This is a genomic window from Paenibacillus sp. Y280 (assembly GCF_056786335.1).
Genome location: NZ_JBXCIW010000012.1, coordinates 1 through 18,502, shown reverse-complemented (window position 1 = coordinate 18,502; position 18,502 = coordinate 1). Strand labels below are relative to the sequence as shown.

Sequence of the window (18,502 nt, the reverse complement as noted above, 5' to 3'; positions counted from 1 at the left end):
CGCATTTCTTAGTTGGTTGTAAAACTCTTTTCGGTTCCGGTACTTCCGAAGGAAAGCTGCCAAACTAAAGCATATGCTGAAGAAATGAAGAGAACCGCTGATCCTTAGATCGGCGGTTCTTTTTTTTTATTGCACACGAATGCTATTTTTCTCTTTCAATGCTTTCCTTACACGTTGTAGATTCGACTGCATGCTGCAAGTGATTTCGGATTTGCGGAATCACTTCTCACAAAAAAGATTTTCACACGTACAATAACCTAATGGAAAATCGAAAAAATGGAGGAGAACGACGGTGATACTTGTTTCGGGTAGTCCTACGTTTTCGCTTAATCCGCTTACGCTGTCAGAGCTGGAGAGAAGAATGCTGCAAGCCAAGCAGAGAAGTCGGGTTGTTTATCGGTATCCGTCTGTCGATGCATTGGAATTTGAGCTGAAAATGCGAACGCATATCGTAGAGGCAGCTAAAGCGCTATACGCGGGCGGAGCGAACTTCGCGACCTTCGAGGGATCAAAGTGCAATGAGCGCTATTGGACGCGGACGGAAAACGGCGGCTTTCAGCTAAATGGAGGCGTATTGCCTTCTGTTGGTATAAACGATATTTTTGAAAATGGGCATCTGTATGGATTTGAATGCGCGGGCGCAATTATCATTATATTTTACAAGGCGGTGCTTGATACGGTTGGAGAAGCGGTGTTTAATACGTATTTCCAAAACCTGTTTCTACGGGACTGGCAGTATGACCGCGATTTGCGCTTAATTACGACTTATAATAAAAACGAAGCTTATCCCGGAGATGTGCTCTATTTTAAAAATCCAGAGCATGACCCGGAAACGCCGGAGTGGCAGGGCGAGAACGTCGTTATGCTGGACGATAATTTGTATTTTGGGCACGGCATCGGCATTGAATCGGGACAGGATATTATTGCCGCCCTAAATCGCATGCGGAGGGAAGGCAGTACGATATCAGCATACCTTCAGGACTTGGTCGTTACGCCGGATTTCGAGTACTTGCGCGGTCTTTCGGTGAGGGATGCTTGGTGGGAGGCTTTGAACGAGGAACGGGAATACCCGGTCGTTGGGACGATTGGCGGCGAGTACCTTTATTTATAAATCAGTATTATGATTAATAATTCAAGCAGTTGGACCAGATGAGGCAGGAGTTGTTTCTATTCGGCTTCATGATGGCGTTAGGCATCTTGATCGATACATTCCTCGTTAGAGGGATGCTGCTGCCAGCTTTGATGACGGTTTTGTTTAAACGGAAAAATAAGTTAGCGTCCTGACGGATTCGCTTAGCTTGATGAGGAAGCCCCTATGTTTTGGGGTTTTCTTTTTTATTCATCGGCGTCACATATATGTTACTTTTATGAGATAATATTTTAGTAGATGTAAGGTTATTTGACACAAAATAAGATAAAATGGATGAAAAACAGACATTGTAAAAAGTATTTTGCGTTATATGCATGTTAATTAACAGCGATCATTTGAACATTTGAAGCGAAGGAGTGGTTACGATGACCTTATTGCGAAGCGGGAAAATCCCGAGGGAAAAGCTGGAGTTAGCTAAGCATTATCCTATTCAGGTGGTGGATACGATAGGCGTTACCGCTTACTATCAGAAGCTTCATTGGCATGATGTGTTGGAGATTAATTACATTAAGTCGGGGACGGGCTATTACATTATCAACGGGCGAACCTTTGAGTTCCAGCAAGGAGACATTCTTCTTATTAATTCCAATGATTTGCACTGCGCATATGAGACGAAGGACTTGGTCATGCAAGTCATATCGTTCGAAGCCTCGTGGTTTCTTAGCAGTCTAAGGTACGATCCGGAAATTTTGTGCCCGTTCAAGGAAATGGGCGTGCATTTTACTAACCTGCTTGATCGGGAGGAGCCGCATATGGACCTGCTTAGAGGGCTGCTTCTTGAGCTTCAGGAGGAGCATGACAAGGGCGGAAGCTCATACGGCTCTGTTGTTTATTCCAATATGCTCCGCTTTCTCGCCTATGTGAACCGCTATTTCCGCAGGGAGGTTGTAAGGAGAGGCAAGGACAGCATCGGACCCGCGAAGCTGGACAAAATGCGCAAGGTTATTAACGACATGGAACAAAACTTCGCTTATCAATGGACGCTCGAGGAGCTTGCGGGACTCGTTTATTTAAGCCCTTCGCGCTTCAGCGAGCTATTCCGGCACGCGGTCGGGACGCCCCCTTTGCTGTATTTGATTCATATTCGCTTGGAGCATGCAGTCAGGCTGCTTGAGAGCAGTGATATGAAAATAACGGATATCGCACTGGAATGCGGTTTTCGCAGCCTGTCTAATTTTAATCGCTTATTTAAGAAGCATGTTGGTGCATCTCCCAAAATATCAAGAAGACGCACAGGATGAAAACAGTAAGAAAGTGCTGGTTAACAATCGTTTTAGAGGAGAATGAGCTCATTTTGGAAGCTAGAATAAAGAAATAGTAAATATGTAACGCAAAACGTCATCTTATCTAACATACAAAAAGGAGGGGAAACCATGCTGCAAACCGATATTCGTACAGAGCAAAATGTGTACAAGCAGACGGGAAGCATAAGACGATTCATAAAACAGTGGGATGTTCAACTCATGGTTATACCGGCAATGCTCTTCATTTTTGTATTTAGCTACCTTCCCATGTACGGGGTTCTGATGGCTTTCCAGGACTACAGCATTTTCAGAGGCTTCCTTAATAGCCCTTGGGTTGGCTTCAAACACTTTGAAATGTTTTTTCATGCACCAGAGTTTTGGACGGTCATGCGCAACACATTGGTGATCAGCTTGCTGAAGCTTGGCGTAGGATTTCCGGCGCCGATCGTACTCGCGCTGATGCTGAACGAAATCAATAACCGCATGTTCAAGCGCATCGTTCAAACGATCAGCTATTTGCCGCATTTCCTCTCTTGGGTAATCGTGTCGGGCTTTGTTGTTTCCTTGCTCTCGACGGACAATGGGAGCTTGAATATATTGCTGGTAAAGCTTCATCTCATTAAAGAGCCGCTTAACTTCATGTCTATGCCAGAGTATTTCTGGGCCATTCTCGTTACGACTGGCGTGTGGAAGGAAATCGGCTTTGCTTCCATCGTTTATTTGGCCGCTATCGCGGGCATTAATCCTCATTTGTACGAGGCGGCTTCTATTGACGGAGCGAGCAAAGTGAGACAAATCGTGTCGATTACCGTTCCTTCCATCATGCCCGTAATCGTTGTGTTCTCCATATTGGCAATCGGCAACTTGCTTAATGCCGGGTTCGAGGATATTTTGCTGCTGGCGGGAAACCCTGTGCTGCGCGATGTAAGCGACGTTATCGATACTTATGTCTATAGGGTAGGCATTAATAATTCCCGATTCTCTTACGCTACGGCTGCCGGTCTGTTTAAAGCGATTATTAGTGTCGGTTTGCTAGCCGGGGCTAACTATTTGGCTCGCAGGTCAGGAAACAGCTTGTGGTAGAGAAAAAGAGGGAGGCAAAACGATGAAACTATCCTTAGGCGACAAAACATTTATGACAGTCATCTATCTCTTATTGTTTGTTCTGGGCTTTACTGCCTTCTATCCTTTTTGGAATGCTGCGGTTGTCTCTTTTAATGCGGGAACCGATACGATGCAAGGTGGAGTTACATTCTGGCCGCGCGTGTTCTCTTTAGAAAATTACGAGGTTGTGTTCAAGGATAAGCGGCTGATCGACGGCTTTATCATTTCCGTTCTTCGAACGGTTGCTGGAACCGTATCATCCATCGCCGCTACGGCAATCTTCGCATACGGCATGACTAAGCGCAATTTGGTCGGCAAAAAGTTTTATATGATCTTTTGTGTACTGACGATGTACTTTAGCGGCGGTTTGATTCCAAGCTACTTGCTCATTCGTGAGCTTCATTTGATGAATTCGTTCTGGGTTATGGTCATTCCGGGCATTATCAGCGTATGGAATATGATTATATTCCGGACGTTCTTTATGGGCATTCCGAGCGGGCTTGAGGAATCGGCGCAAATCGACGGCTCCAGCAACTGGGGCATATTATTCCGCATCGTTCTACCTCTCTCGGGACCGGTCATTGCGACGCTGTCGTTATTTACTGCCGTATATCACTGGAATGATTGGTTTTCACCAAGCCTTTATATATCCAATATTGACCTGCTGCCGATTCAAACGAAGCTTCAGCAAAATTGAATTCCAATATCATGCTCGAGCAGATGTCCCAAATGGATTCGGCGGCGCAGGGGCGCATGAATGCGATGAGGCAGGTAACGAGCAAGTCGTTGTCCATGGCTACGATGATGGTGGCTACCGTCCCGATTTTATGCGTGTACCCCTTTGTGCAAAAATATTTTGTGAAGGGTGTACTTATTGGTTCAATGAAGGAATAGCAAAGGGTTCAAGGCGTTAGCTTTAACCATAGATAAACATGCGGAAGGGAGTTTTAGAGATGACTACATTTAATAAAGCTTTTCAAACTGCATTGTCAGTTACACTTGTTGTCCTATTGGTATTGACGGGTTGTTCAAGCAACAACAAGGGGGGAAATACCGGAGCGGGGGAAGCTGCAAATGGGCAGCAAGAGACAGCCCCGGCTTCTTATGTTTTGGGAGAGCAGCCGCTTGAATTCTCGTTCTATGGACATTATGACTGGTATACGATGCCGCCTTGGGGCGAAGACCTTGCGACCAAGTGGATAAAGGAAAATAAGAAAGTGAATGTGGTGCCGATCAGCTCGGGAGGCGCCGCTAAGCAAAAGCTGAATACGATGATTGTCTCGCAAGAGCTTCCGGATGTGATCTGGATGGAGCGTGATGCGGATGTTGAGAAGCTTCGCTCGGAAGGGATGCTCGTCCCGTTCGACGATTATTTGGATAAGTACCCGAATTTGAAAAAATGGGCTGGCGATGCCACGCTTGATATGCTGCGCTCGCCGGATGGCAAGCTATATCAGTTCCCGAACTGGTATACGACGCAGCCTAACGGCAATGCCGGTTACTTGGTTAATAAGAAGATTTATGAGGAGCTCGGCTCTCCAAGCCTCGAAACGACGGATGACCTGTATGCTTACCTGCAGCAGGTGAAGGCGAAGTATCCGGATGTTGTTCCGCTCGAAGTAGGCCAAGCCGCGGGCGGCGTTGATATTCTAGTATCTGCTTTTGCGGAAAATCGTCCTAATTCGTACAGTTCGATGATGGCGGTTCCGTCGGGTGATAAGCTTACTTCCCTCTTTACCGATCCTGTGTACCGTGAAGCGCTTCAATATACAAGCAAATTATACAGGGAGAAGCTGATCTCGCAGGATTCTTTCACACAGAAGCTGGAGCAAGTGGAGCAAAAGGTTATCACAGGAAAAATAGCGGTGTACGCAGCTTCCAGTCCTACTGAATTTGGAGCAAAGGGGAATGCGCTGCTCAAAGCGAAGGATCCGTCCGCAGGCTATATTATGGTGTGGCCGGTGCATAAAGCAGGACTCGACAAAACAAAAATATTCCCTGGCGATTACAAGCAGCTGGGTTGGAATGTAAGTGTAATTACGAAAGCAGCTAAAGATCCGGAAGCAATCTTCGCGTTCCTTGATTGGTTCACGGGTCCAGAAGGACAGCGCACGATTATGTGGGGTCCAGAGGGTCTGTACTGGGATGGGGCGGATACGGATGAAGCGCCGTTATTCACCGATAAGTTTACAAGCGATGTAGAAGGCCGCGAGGCTCTGATGGCATCTACTGTGAACTTTCAATGGAACGGCAATACGGTGTACGTGGATAAATCGAAGACGAAATTCGAATCAACGCTTCCAGCGGAGAAGCGGAGCTGGGAGACTTATTGGCAATCCGAAATTACATGGAAAACGCAATATAATACGACGGAATTCGTTAACCTGGAACCTGCAGGCGATACGGAGGCGGGTATCGCTGCGCAAAGCGTGCTCGATATTTACGAGAAGGCGAGAGCCGCAGCCGTTATGAATGCAAAATCGGACGAGGAAGTAGCTGGTATTTTGGATAAGGCGGAGGCAGATGCTCAGAAAGCCGGTTATGAAAAGCTGTTGGCGTACAAAACGGAAAAATGGCAAGAAAACGTCAGCAAGTTGAAATAAAGCAGATGGCAATTTGCGTCATGCGCTAATGTCATTCTGCAGCAGCGGGGTTGGAGGCCGTGTCCGTTTCGATCAAGAAGCGGGCTGCCCCAAAACCGAGTGGGGACGTCTCGAGGCGGCAAGGCTGCCGGGACGTCCTTTTTTCTGTTCAATAGCGATATCGCAATCCATTGCAATAACTGTTACTGTAAAGGTAGAAGAGGGAAAACGACTTTGTAGAGTACTGGTTTCACAAGCGAAAGATTCACACTCTATGTCGCCGAAAGGTGGCTGGGCATGTCCCGGTATCATTAGCTTGCGCTGCACGGCAGGATGCGACAGATGACGGTATAAGCCTGATGGATTAGCTTCAATTGAGGGTTGCGTGAGCCAGATCAGCCGTATTATAGTTTGCATAAGTGAAGAATTATCTGGATAGAGTCTATTCGATAAGCAGCAATTGGATCATCAATTTATTATTTTGAACCTATAAATGGAGGTGCTTGTATGTCATCTTTTAGAGCGCTTGTCATCAATAAAATAGATAATGAAATGATTGCGGAAACAAAGCAAATGGTGGTTGACGATCTGCCGGCAGGAGAACTGCTCATTCAGGTTGCGTATTCCAGCGTGAATTACAAGGATGCGTTAGCCTGCTCGGGAAATGGCAGTATTGTGAAAAGTTATCCATTTATACCGGGGATTGATTTGGCTGGTACGGTTATTTCAAGTGCAGACAAAAATTTTCAAGCAGGGGATCAGATAGTGGCAACTGGATACGGTCTAGGAGTCAGCCATTTTGGCGGATACAGTGAATATGCCCGGATACCGGCTGCTTGGGCGCTGAAGCTGCCGAGCGGACTTTCGATGAAAGAAGCGATGATACTTGGAACAGCGGGCTTTACGGCAGCATTATCCGTTTATGAGCTGCAGCATAACGGGGTTCGACCGGAGGATGGACCTATTCTGGTCACTGGAGCTACGGGAGGCGTAGGCAGCGTGGCTGCCGCAATTGCTGCAAAGCTCGGCTACGAGGTGGCGGCGAGTACCGGGAAGCCGGATAAGCATGAATATTTGCTTGGTTTAGGCGTGAAGCGCATTCTCTCAAGGGACGAGCTTGAAGTTGATACGAAGCGGGCGCTGGATAGACAGCTTTGGGCAGGCGCAATTGATTGTGTCGGAGGCAAGACGCTGTCATCGCTTCTTCCTCAAATCCAATATGGCGGTGTCGTCGCGGCGAGCGGTTTAACAGGCGGATCAGAGCTTTCGTTGACGGTATTCCCTTTTATCATTAGAGGGGTTCGGCTGATCGGTATTGATTCGGTTATGGCAGGCATGAATGTACGGAAAAAGATGTGGGAGCTGCTGGCCGGCGCTTATAAGCCGCATATGCTGGACGAGCTGTGCGAGGAAATTGAGCTGGAACAGGTGAGCGAGCAGGTGGATATTCTACTAGCAGGACGGTCAAAAGGCAGAAAGGTTGTTAAGCTTTAAAGAAAGGGTTACATGCTCGATGAGATGCTGCGAATAACAGAGCCGGATAGTTTAAATGATGATGCTAACTTCTATTTTATCTCCGTGCGCGGAATTGCTTGAGCTGATAATAGAGGGTGCAGCCAATGCAATATCCGAATATTGCGCTCAGTGCAGCCGCTCCCATCATTCCGGCAAAAATATAACCAGCTACGGACCAGCCGAGCGTAAAGCTAAGCAGCGAACAGGTGAGGAACCCTGCACCGAGTGAGTTGTTGAAGCGTTGCAGCTCGGCTGCTTCCGTTTGAGCATTCGTAATCCGTTTACCGAGAAATGGACGCGCGACAATAATAAACAAATTTGCTTTCGGTCCGAAGATCAGTCCAGCCACCTGAACAATCCAAAGCGCAGCGACGAGCCAAGGCGAATGCAGGATAATCGCAATGAGCAGGACGGCGACGATACCGGCTTGATTGCTGCGAACATACGGAATTGGAATCTCCTTCATTTTCAAAACCAACTTTCCTTATTGGATTTTATATATTTAATAGTAGTGAATGGAAGGCTATTTGGCAATAGAATATGGAAAATTTGATTTTTGAGTGGAATTTGGGTGCGTGAACAGCAAAAAAAATAATGACAAGATAACTTTCGACAATATTCTATTATTTTCACTCTTCATATATAATAGATTTATATAACTTTAGAACTAATTTTACATAATAAGAGGTAGATTAATCAGTGAATGAGGAAACGGCGTTGACGCAGCGATTAATTACAATTTCACTAAAAAAAGAGTTGTCAGATAATACCTTCCTCCATGGATATTTTCAAGGAAATCCTCTTACCTCCGAATGGAATGCCCTCGCAAGCGACTTGAAGCCCGTACTTAACAATATGAGCAAGGAACGATATGTTGTATTCCAGTTTCCGATAAATTTTCGATCGGGTCCATGGCGAATGAAAGCACGATGCAAAGCAGGGCAGCAAATTCGAGGGGTGTTATTGTGAAAATAAAACTCGTACATATGATTGCGCTGCTGACGGCTTTGGCAGTGTTCCTCATGTATAGAGGGACGCTCGATACGATGGATTATTTTTTTCAGGATCGATTCATGCAGAAGGAAAGCGCAGTTGATACCCGCATTGCGATTATTGCGATTGACGAGGAAAGCATAAACGATTTTGGCAGTTGGCCGTGGAATCGCAGCGTGCACGCGCAGCTTATTGATACGCTTGCCGAAGGGGAGCCTGCGGTCATCGCGTTTGACGTTACCTTTCCGGCACCATCGGCGGATGATCCCGCCTCTGATGAGGCGCTCATTGCAGCGGTGTCGAATGCGGGTAATGTTGTCATGCCGGTCTTTGGCACATTCGCTTCCTCCGCTAAGCGGGGAGGGATTGAAGCGCTTGGCATGTCAGAGCCGTTCCCTGCACTAAAAGAAGCGGCTGCTACGGTCGGACACATCAATACAATACCGGACCGTGACCGAGTTGTACGGGATTCCTTGTATAGTTTCGCTAATAAAGGCGAGCAGGTCGAGAGTTTATCTTGGGTTATTTATAAGATGTTCATGGAGCGCTCCGGCAAACAAGTGAATGCGGACATGCTTCCGCTGGACGCTTTTGGCCAATTCCATATTCCATATACGGGGCGGTCGGGACAATATGAAGCGATTCCTTATTCAGCCGTTCTTAGCGGCGACGTTCCGGCGGATTATTTTAAGGATCGTATATTGCTAATTGGACCTTACGCTACCGCATTTAAGGATGATTACCCGACTCCGCTGCAGGTAAAGAGCCCCATGTACGGGGTGGAAATACACGCAAATATTATTCAAGCGCTGCTGGAGGGTGACCTCAAGCATGAGCTCGATTGGAAATGGAATGCGCTCGTTCTGCTCATTGCGGCCGCGCTCGCCTACTTCCTGTTTCGGAAGTGGAATATGGCCATTTCTTTTTTGGCTGTCGCGGCAATCATCGTTGTGTTTGTAATCGGGAGCAGCTACTTATATAGCCAGGGCTTTATTATTTCGATAGGTTATGTCGTCCCGCTGCTGATTATCAGCTGTATTGTCGTCGTCGGCTTTCATTACGTGGAGGAGCTGCTGGAGCGGCGGAGAGTGACGGATATATTCGGCAGATATGTCGCGCCGGAGGTTGTGAACCAGATTTTGAAAAACGGCGAAAAAGGCTTACAGCTGGGCGGAACACGCCGTGAGCTGACCGTGCTATTTGTTGATATTCGCGGCTTTACGCCTCTCTCGGAGAAGGCGGAGCCGGAGGAAATCGTTGAAATTTTAAATGAGTATCTCGATCTCGCGGCTAACTGCATTTTTAAGTTTGACGGCACGCTGGACAAATTTATTGGAGATGCGGCTATGGCTATTTTTAATGCGCCGCTGCTGCTGGAGGATCATCCAATGCGGGCAGTGGAAGCGGCATGGGCGATGAAGGAAGGGTCGGCAGCGCTTGAGCGCAAGCTGATCGAACGGTTTGGGTTTGGCGTTAAGTTTGGACTAGGCATTCATACAGGGCCTGCCGTCTTCGGCAACATCGGCTCGAAGAGCCGGATGGATTATACCGCAATCGGCGATACCGTCAATACATCGGCAAGGCTGGAGAGCAATGCGAAGCCTGGGCAGATTATTTTGAGCGATGCCGTTTATCAGGTCGTAAAGGATCGGATTATAGCCAAGTCGCTTGGCGAAATCAAAGTAAAAGGAAAAGAGCAGGGCATATCAATCTATGAATTGGAGGGATTAAAATGAAGACATTCAGGCTTTTTGTCATCATGCTGCTCATCATCGGGCTTATTATGCCTACCTCCGCCTTTGCGAAGGATACCGATAAAACGGGAAAAATTACGCTTGTTGACGGTAAAGTTGAAGTGAAAAAGGGCGGAGGTTCCAAAAAGTTCAAAGCTTTCAAGGGGATGGCTATAACGAAGGGCGACGCGATTGTGACCGGCAGTGACGGCAAAGTGTCGATGGATCTGGATAGCGATAAAGTAGTGACCATCGGCGTAAATACGACACTCGTTGTAAGCGAGCTTGTTAAGAGCGCTAAGGCGCTGGGCGGCAAGACAAGCCTTAGCCTGCTGAAGGGCAAGGTGCTCGTTACGATTAATAAGAAGCTTGATGGGGATTCGAGGTTCGAGATCGAAACGCCAACGGCTATTATGGGCGTAATGGGTACCGAGTTTACCGTCGCACACGAGAACGACGAGACCTATGTCGGCGTATTTGAAGGTGCAGTGAAGACGAACCATGGCGAAGAGCTAAAAGATGAAACAATCGTCACTCCGAATGAGCAGCTGCAATTGGATGAAGAGGGGACGGGTGATAAAGAGGAACTGGATTATCACGACCTCCCGCTTATCGGCTTGGAGCATTTTATTAAATTGCTTGAAGAGAATCAGAAGGCTGATAAAACGCTGCTTAATGAGGTAAAAGAGTTTAGTGATACGAAAAAGCAGGAAGAGAAAACGGAGACTGCGAAGCCGACTGGAGGCGCGTTATCCGACAACATCGTTATATTTGAGGATAGCACGGGACAATCGGGTAGCGGCGGCAGTGGAGTGACGTCGTCAGCCACACAGGCTCCGGCGCCAACTGCGTCACCGACACCAACCGCGTCACCGACGCCAACTGCGTCACCGACGCCAACTGCGTCACCGACACCAACTGCGTCACCGACACCAACTGCGTCACCGACGCCAACTGCGTCACCGACGCCAACTGCATCACCGACGCCAACCGCGTCACCGACGGCAACGCCAACGCCGACGCCAACTGCGTCACCGACGCCAACCGCGTCACCGACGCCAACTGCGTCGCCAACGCCAACTGCGTCACCGACGCCAACTGCGTCACCGACGCCAACTGCGTCACCGACGCCAACTGCGTCACCGACGCCAACACCAAAGCCAACACCAACACCAACACCGACGGCAACGCCGACGCCAACACCGACGCCGGCACCAACACCAACACCAACGCCGACACCAACGCCGACGCCGACGCCGACGCCGACACCGACGGCAACGCCGACACCGACGGCAACGCCAACTGCGTCACCGACACCGACACCGACGCCGACGCCAACGCCGACACCAACGCCGACGCCAACACCGACGGCGACGCCAACGGCAACGCCGACGCCAACACCGACGCCAACACCAACGCCAACACCGACGGCGACGCCGACGCCAACACCGACGCCAACACCGACGGCAACGCCGACGCCAACACCGACGGCAACGCCGACGCCGACGCCGACGCCAACGCCGACACCAACGCCGACGCCAACACCGACGGCAACGCCAACACCGACGCCGACGGCAACGCCGACACCGACGCCGACGCCAACACCGACGGCAACGCCAACACCGACGCCGACGCCAACACCGACGCCAACACCGACGCCAACACCGACGCCGACACCGACGCCAACACCGACGGCAACGCCGACGCCGACGCCGACACCGACGCCAACGCCGACGCCAACACCGACGGCAACGCCGACGGCAACACCGACGCCGACACCGACACCGACGGCAACGTCGACACCGACACCGACACCGACACCGACACCAGTTCCCATACCGCCGGTGTTGGATGTGAATGCTTTTTATAGTGATCTTTACTCGTACATGATTGATGACAAAACGTTTATCTTGCCGTTTACGACTTTGATTGCCTACAACGGCGTTAATGGAGCATTCCCTGCTGAAGGCTCAGAGGTCGTTAACCTTGAGGTGTATCAGACTGAAGCAGAAGCATATATAGACAGTCCTATTGTTCAGAAAGTGAAGGTAGATTCCAAGCACTCGAATCGATTGATTGTTGAATTATCTGAACCTGTGGCGTATGGTTCAAAGCTTCGCTTGACGGTTCGCGGAGGACAATTAAAAAATAAGTCAACAAATGACATTCAAGCAGCGGATCAAGTGACAGTCAGCGCGCAGAACGGCGAGGGCTTCCGGTTTAAGCTTCCTGAACAGAACTTTGAGTTTAACTATCAATACGGATTTGGCATGGATGAGGATCATGCGGTTGTCAACATAAAAACGCTTGGCTACGATATAGCAACAGCAGCGGGAAGCGAAGCTAATATATCAATTGAACAAGTTTGCCCTTCTGAGAACATACCGATTACCGGGCATAACGGTTATGAATATCAATGTAAGCAAGGTAAGATAGATTTCACATGGGATGATGTATATTTCTACCATTTGATGGATCGTTCGGCTGCCGTGATCATTAAAGCTAATTATTTTAAAAATGAATACCGCATGCCTGGGAAATATCGTATGTCTATTACATTAAAGGACGATAACGGCTATGCCATAAATGAGCCTATTGTTGTTGATGTTAATGTACTAGACTCGAATAATGCGTACCCTTCTTGGTATTCGCCTGTCGCTCCAGAGCTTATTCCGGAAAATGTGTATATGAGGGATGCTGGCACAATCGTTATGCCATTTACGACAGAGCTCGCTTGGAATAATTTGATTCCATCTCCCGGGAACTTCTCGGATTTAGTCGAGATTAAGCTTTATCATAGAGAAATAACTAGACTGCCACTCTGGTCCAATAACAGCACGGATACTTTTAGTGGCAACGGCAATGACGAGTGCATGGGTGCGGTATGCAGCAATTGTGATGAGGAAGAAGAGGGCTGCAACAACGAAGAATCCTATGAAGCTCAGATCGAAAGCATGGAAATCGAGGGGAAAAATTTAATTATAACGTTAAAACAACCTCTTGCTTACGGCAATGAGATTAAAGTCACCATAAGTGCTGATGTCCTGCGTACAAAAAACAGCAATCGCGTGCAAACGAAGAAACAGAAACTAAATAACCATTTAAGATTCGTTGCTACAGTTGATTCACAGAATAACTATTATTGGATCGGTACAGAGGATTTAAAGATCATGATCAACACCTATGATTATCATATCTATGATTTGCAATTTGAAAGTTTTTGTTTTATAAATTGTGATGCTGAATACGTTGTTGAAAAGATTAACGACTTGTTGAATCTAGAACGGATAGGCGATCAATATAGGTTAACGGTCAAAAAAACGGAATTAGATAAATTACGGCCTGGTACTTATGGCATTCATTTTAAGGTTAAAGCCCTCAATGAAGGGGGACAGACAGAGGATATAGATACCAAATATATTCGAATTTATGTTCAAAGCCGGTGATTTGCAGAGAGGAGGGGAACGCAATGAAAAATAATTATAAACGATTAGCAGCAGGAACGGTTCTTGCTGCCGTATTATTTGCAACAAGCCTGTCTGTCTCGGCGGCTCCAGCGGCAGATGATGCTCAAACGGGAAGTTTAGCTCCGGCAGTAGTTTCATTTGTCATGGAGAAGATTGGCCAGCCCACCGGGCTCTCGGCGACACCGGATGGCGGCATCATCGTTGTCAGTTCAGGGAGCAATCAATTGAGCAAGTGGCAAAATGGAAAACTGTCGCCTGTAACGTCTCCGGCAACCGCCGCGGGATATTTGGATGGGACGACGGCCAGTTCAGCCTTTAATCAACCGTATGACTCCGCAGTGAACAGCAAGGGCGTCATCTATGTGAGCGATACGGAAAATCATGTTGTTCGCAAAATCGTAAACGACCGCGTGTATACGGCTGCTGGAAACGGCAAAGCGGGCAGTAAAAACGGCAAATATGGAGAAGCGCAGTTCAACACGCCAACGGGTCTTGCGATTGACGCCAAAGATAACGTTTACGTAGCAGATTCGCTTAACAACGTTATTCGCATGATTTCGCCAGAGGGTGTAACTACTACATTTGCTGGGAGTGTTAATGAAACGGGCGGATACAAGAACGGAGCTGCAGCCGAGGCGCTTTTTAACGAGCCTATGGGCCTTGTGTTTGATGAGAAGGGCGGCTTGTACGTAGCGGATGGCGGCAATCATCTTATTCGTTATATTTATGAGGGAAAAGTGACTACTTATGCCGGAAAGCCGACAGCCGTCGATTCGCTTACAGGCTACATGGCAGGCGGTTTTGCGAATGGTTCAGGCGGTGAAGCGCGATTTAATCGGCCAAGGGGGCTTGCTTATGCTGCCGGCGTACTGTTTGTTGCTGACAGTCTGAATAACCGTATTCGCGCTGTGCAAGCCGATCGGAAAGTGATTTCAATTGCAGGCGTGAGCAAGCCGGGCAATAAGGTTGGGGCGGCAGATGCGGCGCAATTTAATCAGCCTTCCTCGCTGCTTTATGCGGCGGGCAAGCTGTATATTGCCGATACTTTAAACAACAGCGTAAAGGTGGTTGCGGTTGATGCGAAGGCGCTTAAGCCGATCCATTCAAAAGACGAATTAATTGCCGGAACAGAGCTGCTTCCTGCTAGCAAGGAAATTCAGGTCTGGCTGGAGGGCAAGCGCGTGAAGTTTCCAGCCGCACAAAAGCCTTATAAAAGCGGAGACAAAACGTATTTGCCTGTCAAAGCCTTGTTTCAAGCATGGGGAGCAGAATTGAAGTGGAATGCTGCTGCGAAGGAATTGCGTCTTGCCAAAAAGGATTGGAAGCTTGCGCTTAAAGCCAATGCGAAGCGTACGGTCGTTATTGAGAAGGGCATCATGTACGTAGAGACAACCTATTTAGAGGATGCGGCATCGTTCTTGATTGCGCAAGACACTGAATTCAATGCTATTATTATTAGCAGCGAGCAGCAATGAGCTCAGCTCCTTATACCAGGAACGGAGGCTGTGAAATGACTTCAGGAAGCCACTTGCAAAATAACGTAGATCGTTTCTCCGGATTTGAAAATGATTATGACCAGCATCGACCAAAGGCACCTGCGGCAGTTGTTGAAATTTTGACAGGCTACCTGGGCCGGAAGCCAGCCCTTGTTGCTGATGTCGGCTGCGGCACGGGCTTATCCTCCTTTGTGTGGAACGAGCATGCCGAGCGGATCATTGGCTTTGAGCCAAATGATGATATGAGGGGCAAGGCGCTCTCTCGCCTGTCGGAGCTAACGGATGCAGAGCATATTTCCTTCGTCAAAGGCTACTCTGACAAGCTTGCTTTGGAAGCGAAGAGTGTCGATATCTTAACGTGCTCACAGTCGTTTCACTGGATGGAGCCCGTCAGCACGCTTCGTGAATTTGCACGCGTTCTTAAACCGGAGGGTGTATTTGCAGCCTATGACTGCGATTGGCCGCCGACGCTGCATTGGTCTGTTGAGGCGGAGTATAAGCGGCTTATCGACCGGAGCGAGGCGATCATTGCGAGCAATATTGCGGAGAAGGACCGAGCAAGCAAGCGGGACAAGGAACAGCATTTAACGCAAATTAGAGACAGCGGCTTGTTCCGTTTCTCGAAGCAAATTGTATTTCACAATATGGAACGATGTGATGCGCAGCGTTATGTTGGCTTAGCGCTCAGCCAAGGCGGCGTGCAGGCCGTGTTTAAGCTTGGCTCAACGGAGCTTGTGAAGCCGATTGAGGCGTTCCGAAGCAGCGTGGACCAGTATTTTGCAGGCAGAGAGCTAGAGGTTATGTTCAGCTATCGGATGAGGCTGGGCGTGAAATAATGCCCTTTTTACAAAAGTCGTTTTAGTAGACAACTCAAAGAAGCAAGTCGCTGGCGCCGTAAATGGGCAAATGCTGCTTGCTTCTTTTCTATTTCCTGTTGAAAAGGGATGAGAGGACTACGGTTTTGTGAATATTCCACTCTTTAACCTATATAATCGATCGTTAGTAAAGTCGTTCATGGCTAACCTCCGTACGATATAAGTGATAACGGCTGCAACACAACTGCTTCTACTGTTTGATGAACAGATAAACGGCATATCCGATAGCCGTGGCTAATAAACCGATTGTTGCCGTACAAGAGAGGGCGAGGAAGAAGGTCTCCCACTTGTCTCTTTTTATGCCTCGAATGTCCTTTGCCTCAATCCCCTTTTTCTCCAATGGTGCCGGATTAGTTTGACGGGGCTTAGTGATGGGATCACCCGCTTTCTTCTTTACTTTTCTTTATTTTGCTTATAAACAACTAAGATCGTGCTGCGTTGATAGGCGTTGCCGGATGTGGCGGTTTTAATCATGGATCCGTAACAAATGTTAATGACTTGGTCGTCGCTCAGCTCCGCCAAAAACTCATTTGCTCTCTTTTCGGCAAACACCGTATCTGTATCGATAAACTCCTTAACCTGTATCATGTTTGTCTCACCTCCCCTTGCTAGATAGACAGATAGGCACCTCGCGAAAGTCGCGAAATGCCTTCTGACGTCCACCATAGCATTGAGAGGTGCAAGTGTCAACTTGGACGGGCGAGGACTGGGAAAGTTAGCCTAAGGATATGTGTCCGATCTATGCGGTCATCTTTTTTTCAACTCTTCGAGCTAGTTTTAACGCATCCCTTTTTTCAACTTTTCGAGCTAGTTTTAATGCGCCTTGATCAATATATTTCATATAATAATGCGACAAAATAAATAAGGGCACCATGGAAACCATAAACGTAATTGCATAGGCAAGATTATAACTAAAATGATGAATCACTTTACTAAACAGGAATGCGGAGAACGTATTTAGGAAAGTGAAATGAATGAGGTAAAGGGAAAATGAAATCTGTCCTAAATAAACAAACGGTTTCCATCCAAACACCTGCTGCAGCACTTTTAAACGAAGCAGAGCAAACAAAATCATAGCAGAACCTAGGGTTCGTGCAAGAAGTCGTGGATCGATGTTAAATTGAATCCATTCATTGATATTTTTTGTCCACACTTCTATGGGTTCGTACATAGTCCCGATTAATGGAGTATAAGGCGCCGAACCTAAGTAAATCCCCATTAAAAGCACAAGTACTGCCGTTATTTTACGTTGGACCCATTTGTGCTTGAGCAAATCGGCAAGCAGCATTCCCCACAAAAAAGCGACAAAATAGGTTTGAATAAACGCAATGGATAAGACCACATACACAATCCATCTTTTTTTCACTCGTCCAAATAAAGCAAGAAAAGCGAAAATTAAAAAAGAACCTAATAGCTCATAGCTCATTGTCCAAAGGACGGGATTGTAAGGATGTGCTTTAAAACGGAAAAACGGATCAAAAATAGCAGCCTTAATAACGGTATATACATTTGTATCTAAAGCGTAGTAGTTCTTTTTCATATCCGTCCATGTTGTTCCCCATATTTCTTGGAGATGAAAGGCATTCGTAATAATGGCTAAATAAACAAGCAATACGGATACCGCTGCCGGCACAGCAAGCCGAATGTACCTTCGTATGGCGCTGGAATGCAACAACTTTTGAAAGGTCTCGCTATCGAGCTCATTTTCAAACATTTTGACACTGAGCACATAACCACTTAGCACAAAAAACAAACAAACGGCAAATTGTCCATTAAAAAATAAATTAATCGGAGAATGTCCGTACCAGATGTCCCATTCAAAATGAGCTTGTTGCGGTCTTCCATTTAACGCAGCTGGATAAAATACTTGTATGTAGTGCGAGATAACCACGGCAAATGCCGCGAGTCCCCTAATGCCATCCAAATAGAATATCTTTTTTTCAGATGTCTCTTTATTCATTTATTTCCCTTCTTTCATGAATAAATTTACTATAACATGAAACGGTGCGCAATCAAATGTGCATTGTATACCATTTTTTTATCTTAATACCAAACACTACCATATAATTGCAGTACTACACCTGTCATTCTAGGTTTATTAGTCGGCCTAACAGGACAGCTTATAGTATCTGGCTCTTCGCCACTAGCAATTATTTAGGCTGAAATGACTGCTTTACACTTCCAGAAAACCTATGAAAACCCGGTATAAAAGGGGCAAAGGGAGCCCCGTCGCTAGAGTATTGGTTTAATGGAAAAGTTAAGTTTACCAGCGAGCAAGTATACGAGCGCGATGATGTTCTTATGGGATCGAAATCCACGTGCCTTTCGCTTTGCAGCTTGAAA

Annotated in this window: 12 protein-coding genes and 2 pseudogenes; 11 read left to right on the top strand and 3 right to left on the bottom strand. The window is 47.4% G+C overall.

Features of this window, described 5'->3' with window-relative positions:
- Positions 1 to 292 precede the first annotated feature (292 nt).
- From AC1TPC_RS16325 to AC1TPC_RS16295, 7 genes and pseudogenes are all read left to right on the top strand, one after another.
- On the top strand, positions 293 to 1,111 hold the full coding sequence (locus AC1TPC_RS16325; protein WP_482067885.1) for a protein-glutamine gamma-glutamyltransferase: 819 nt from the start codon (positions 293 to 295) through the stop codon (positions 1,109 to 1,111).
- Between the two features lie 47 nt (positions 1,112 to 1,158).
- A pseudogene (locus AC1TPC_RS16320) lies at positions 1,159 to 1,284 on the top strand (MMPL family transporter); the annotation flags it as partial.
- Between the two features lie 231 nt (positions 1,285 to 1,515).
- Positions 1,516 to 2,391, top strand: coding sequence for a helix-turn-helix domain-containing protein (locus AC1TPC_RS16315; RefSeq protein WP_482067884.1), 876 nt, complete (start codon positions 1,516 to 1,518; stop codon positions 2,389 to 2,391).
- Positions 2,392 to 2,523: 132 nt separating this feature from the next.
- Positions 2,524 to 3,477 carry an ABC transporter permease gene (locus tag AC1TPC_RS16310; protein WP_482067883.1) on the top strand — a complete coding sequence of 318 codons (954 nt, stop codon included), beginning with the start codon at positions 2,524 to 2,526 and terminating at the stop codon, positions 3,475 to 3,477.
- Between the two features lie 22 nt (positions 3,478 to 3,499).
- A pseudogene (locus AC1TPC_RS16305) lies at positions 3,500 to 4,392 on the top strand (carbohydrate ABC transporter permease).
- A 59-nt stretch (positions 4,393 to 4,451) separates the two neighbouring features.
- Positions 4,452 to 6,101, top strand: coding sequence for an extracellular solute-binding protein (locus AC1TPC_RS16300; RefSeq protein WP_482067882.1), 1,650 nt, complete (start codon positions 4,452 to 4,454; stop codon positions 6,099 to 6,101).
- Positions 6,102 to 6,587: 486 nt separating this feature from the next.
- Positions 6,588 to 7,574 carry a YhdH/YhfP family quinone oxidoreductase gene (locus AC1TPC_RS16295; protein ID WP_482067881.1) on the top strand — a complete coding sequence of 329 codons (987 nt, stop codon included), beginning with the start codon at positions 6,588 to 6,590 and terminating at the stop codon, positions 7,572 to 7,574.
- A 76-nt stretch (positions 7,575 to 7,650) separates the two neighbouring features.
- On the opposite strand, the gene AC1TPC_RS16290 is transcribed toward AC1TPC_RS16295, so the two are convergent.
- On the bottom strand, positions 7,651 to 8,061 hold the full coding sequence (locus tag AC1TPC_RS16290; protein WP_482067880.1) for a DUF4395 domain-containing protein: 411 nt from the start codon (positions 8,059 to 8,061) through the stop codon (positions 7,651 to 7,653).
- Positions 8,062 to 8,560: 499 nt separating this feature from the next.
- Here AC1TPC_RS16290 and AC1TPC_RS16285 point away from each other — a divergent pair, with 499 nt between their 5' ends.
- From AC1TPC_RS16285 to AC1TPC_RS16270, 4 genes are read left to right on the top strand one after another with little or no spacing between them, the layout of a single operon-like run.
- Positions 8,561 to 10,324 (top strand): CHASE2 domain-containing protein, encoded by a 1,764-nt coding sequence (locus AC1TPC_RS16285; RefSeq protein ID WP_482067879.1) that lies wholly within the window; start codon positions 8,561 to 8,563, stop codon positions 10,322 to 10,324.
- Positions 10,321 to 13,767 (top strand): FecR family protein, encoded by a 3,447-nt coding sequence (locus tag AC1TPC_RS16280; protein WP_482067878.1) that lies wholly within the window; start codon positions 10,321 to 10,323, stop codon positions 13,765 to 13,767. Before AC1TPC_RS16285 ends, AC1TPC_RS16280 begins: the two co-directional genes overlap by 4 nt.
- Before the next feature lie 23 nt (positions 13,768 to 13,790).
- Entirely contained in the window at positions 13,791 to 15,263 is a 1,473-nt protein-coding gene (locus AC1TPC_RS16275; RefSeq protein WP_482067877.1) for an SMP-30/gluconolactonase/LRE family protein, read from the top strand.
- A 35-nt stretch (positions 15,264 to 15,298) separates the two neighbouring features.
- Positions 15,299 to 16,120: a class I SAM-dependent methyltransferase gene (locus AC1TPC_RS16270; protein ID WP_482067876.1), complete on the top strand. Its 822-nt coding sequence runs from the start codon at positions 15,299 to 15,301 to the stop codon at positions 16,118 to 16,120.
- 432 nt (positions 16,121 to 16,552) lie between these two features.
- Here AC1TPC_RS16270 and AC1TPC_RS16265 read toward each other — a convergent pair whose 3' ends face one another.
- Both AC1TPC_RS16265 and AC1TPC_RS16260 read right to left on the bottom strand, forming a co-directional pair.
- Positions 16,553 to 16,747 (bottom strand): sporulation protein Cse60, encoded by a 195-nt coding sequence (locus AC1TPC_RS16265; RefSeq protein ID WP_482067875.1) that lies wholly within the window; start codon positions 16,745 to 16,747, stop codon positions 16,553 to 16,555.
- 151 nt (positions 16,748 to 16,898) lie between these two features.
- Complete coding sequence (locus AC1TPC_RS16260) at positions 16,899 to 18,119, bottom strand: acyltransferase family protein (RefSeq protein WP_482067874.1); 1,221 nt, start codon at positions 18,117 to 18,119, stop codon at positions 16,899 to 16,901.
- Positions 18,120 to 18,502 lie beyond the last annotated feature (383 nt).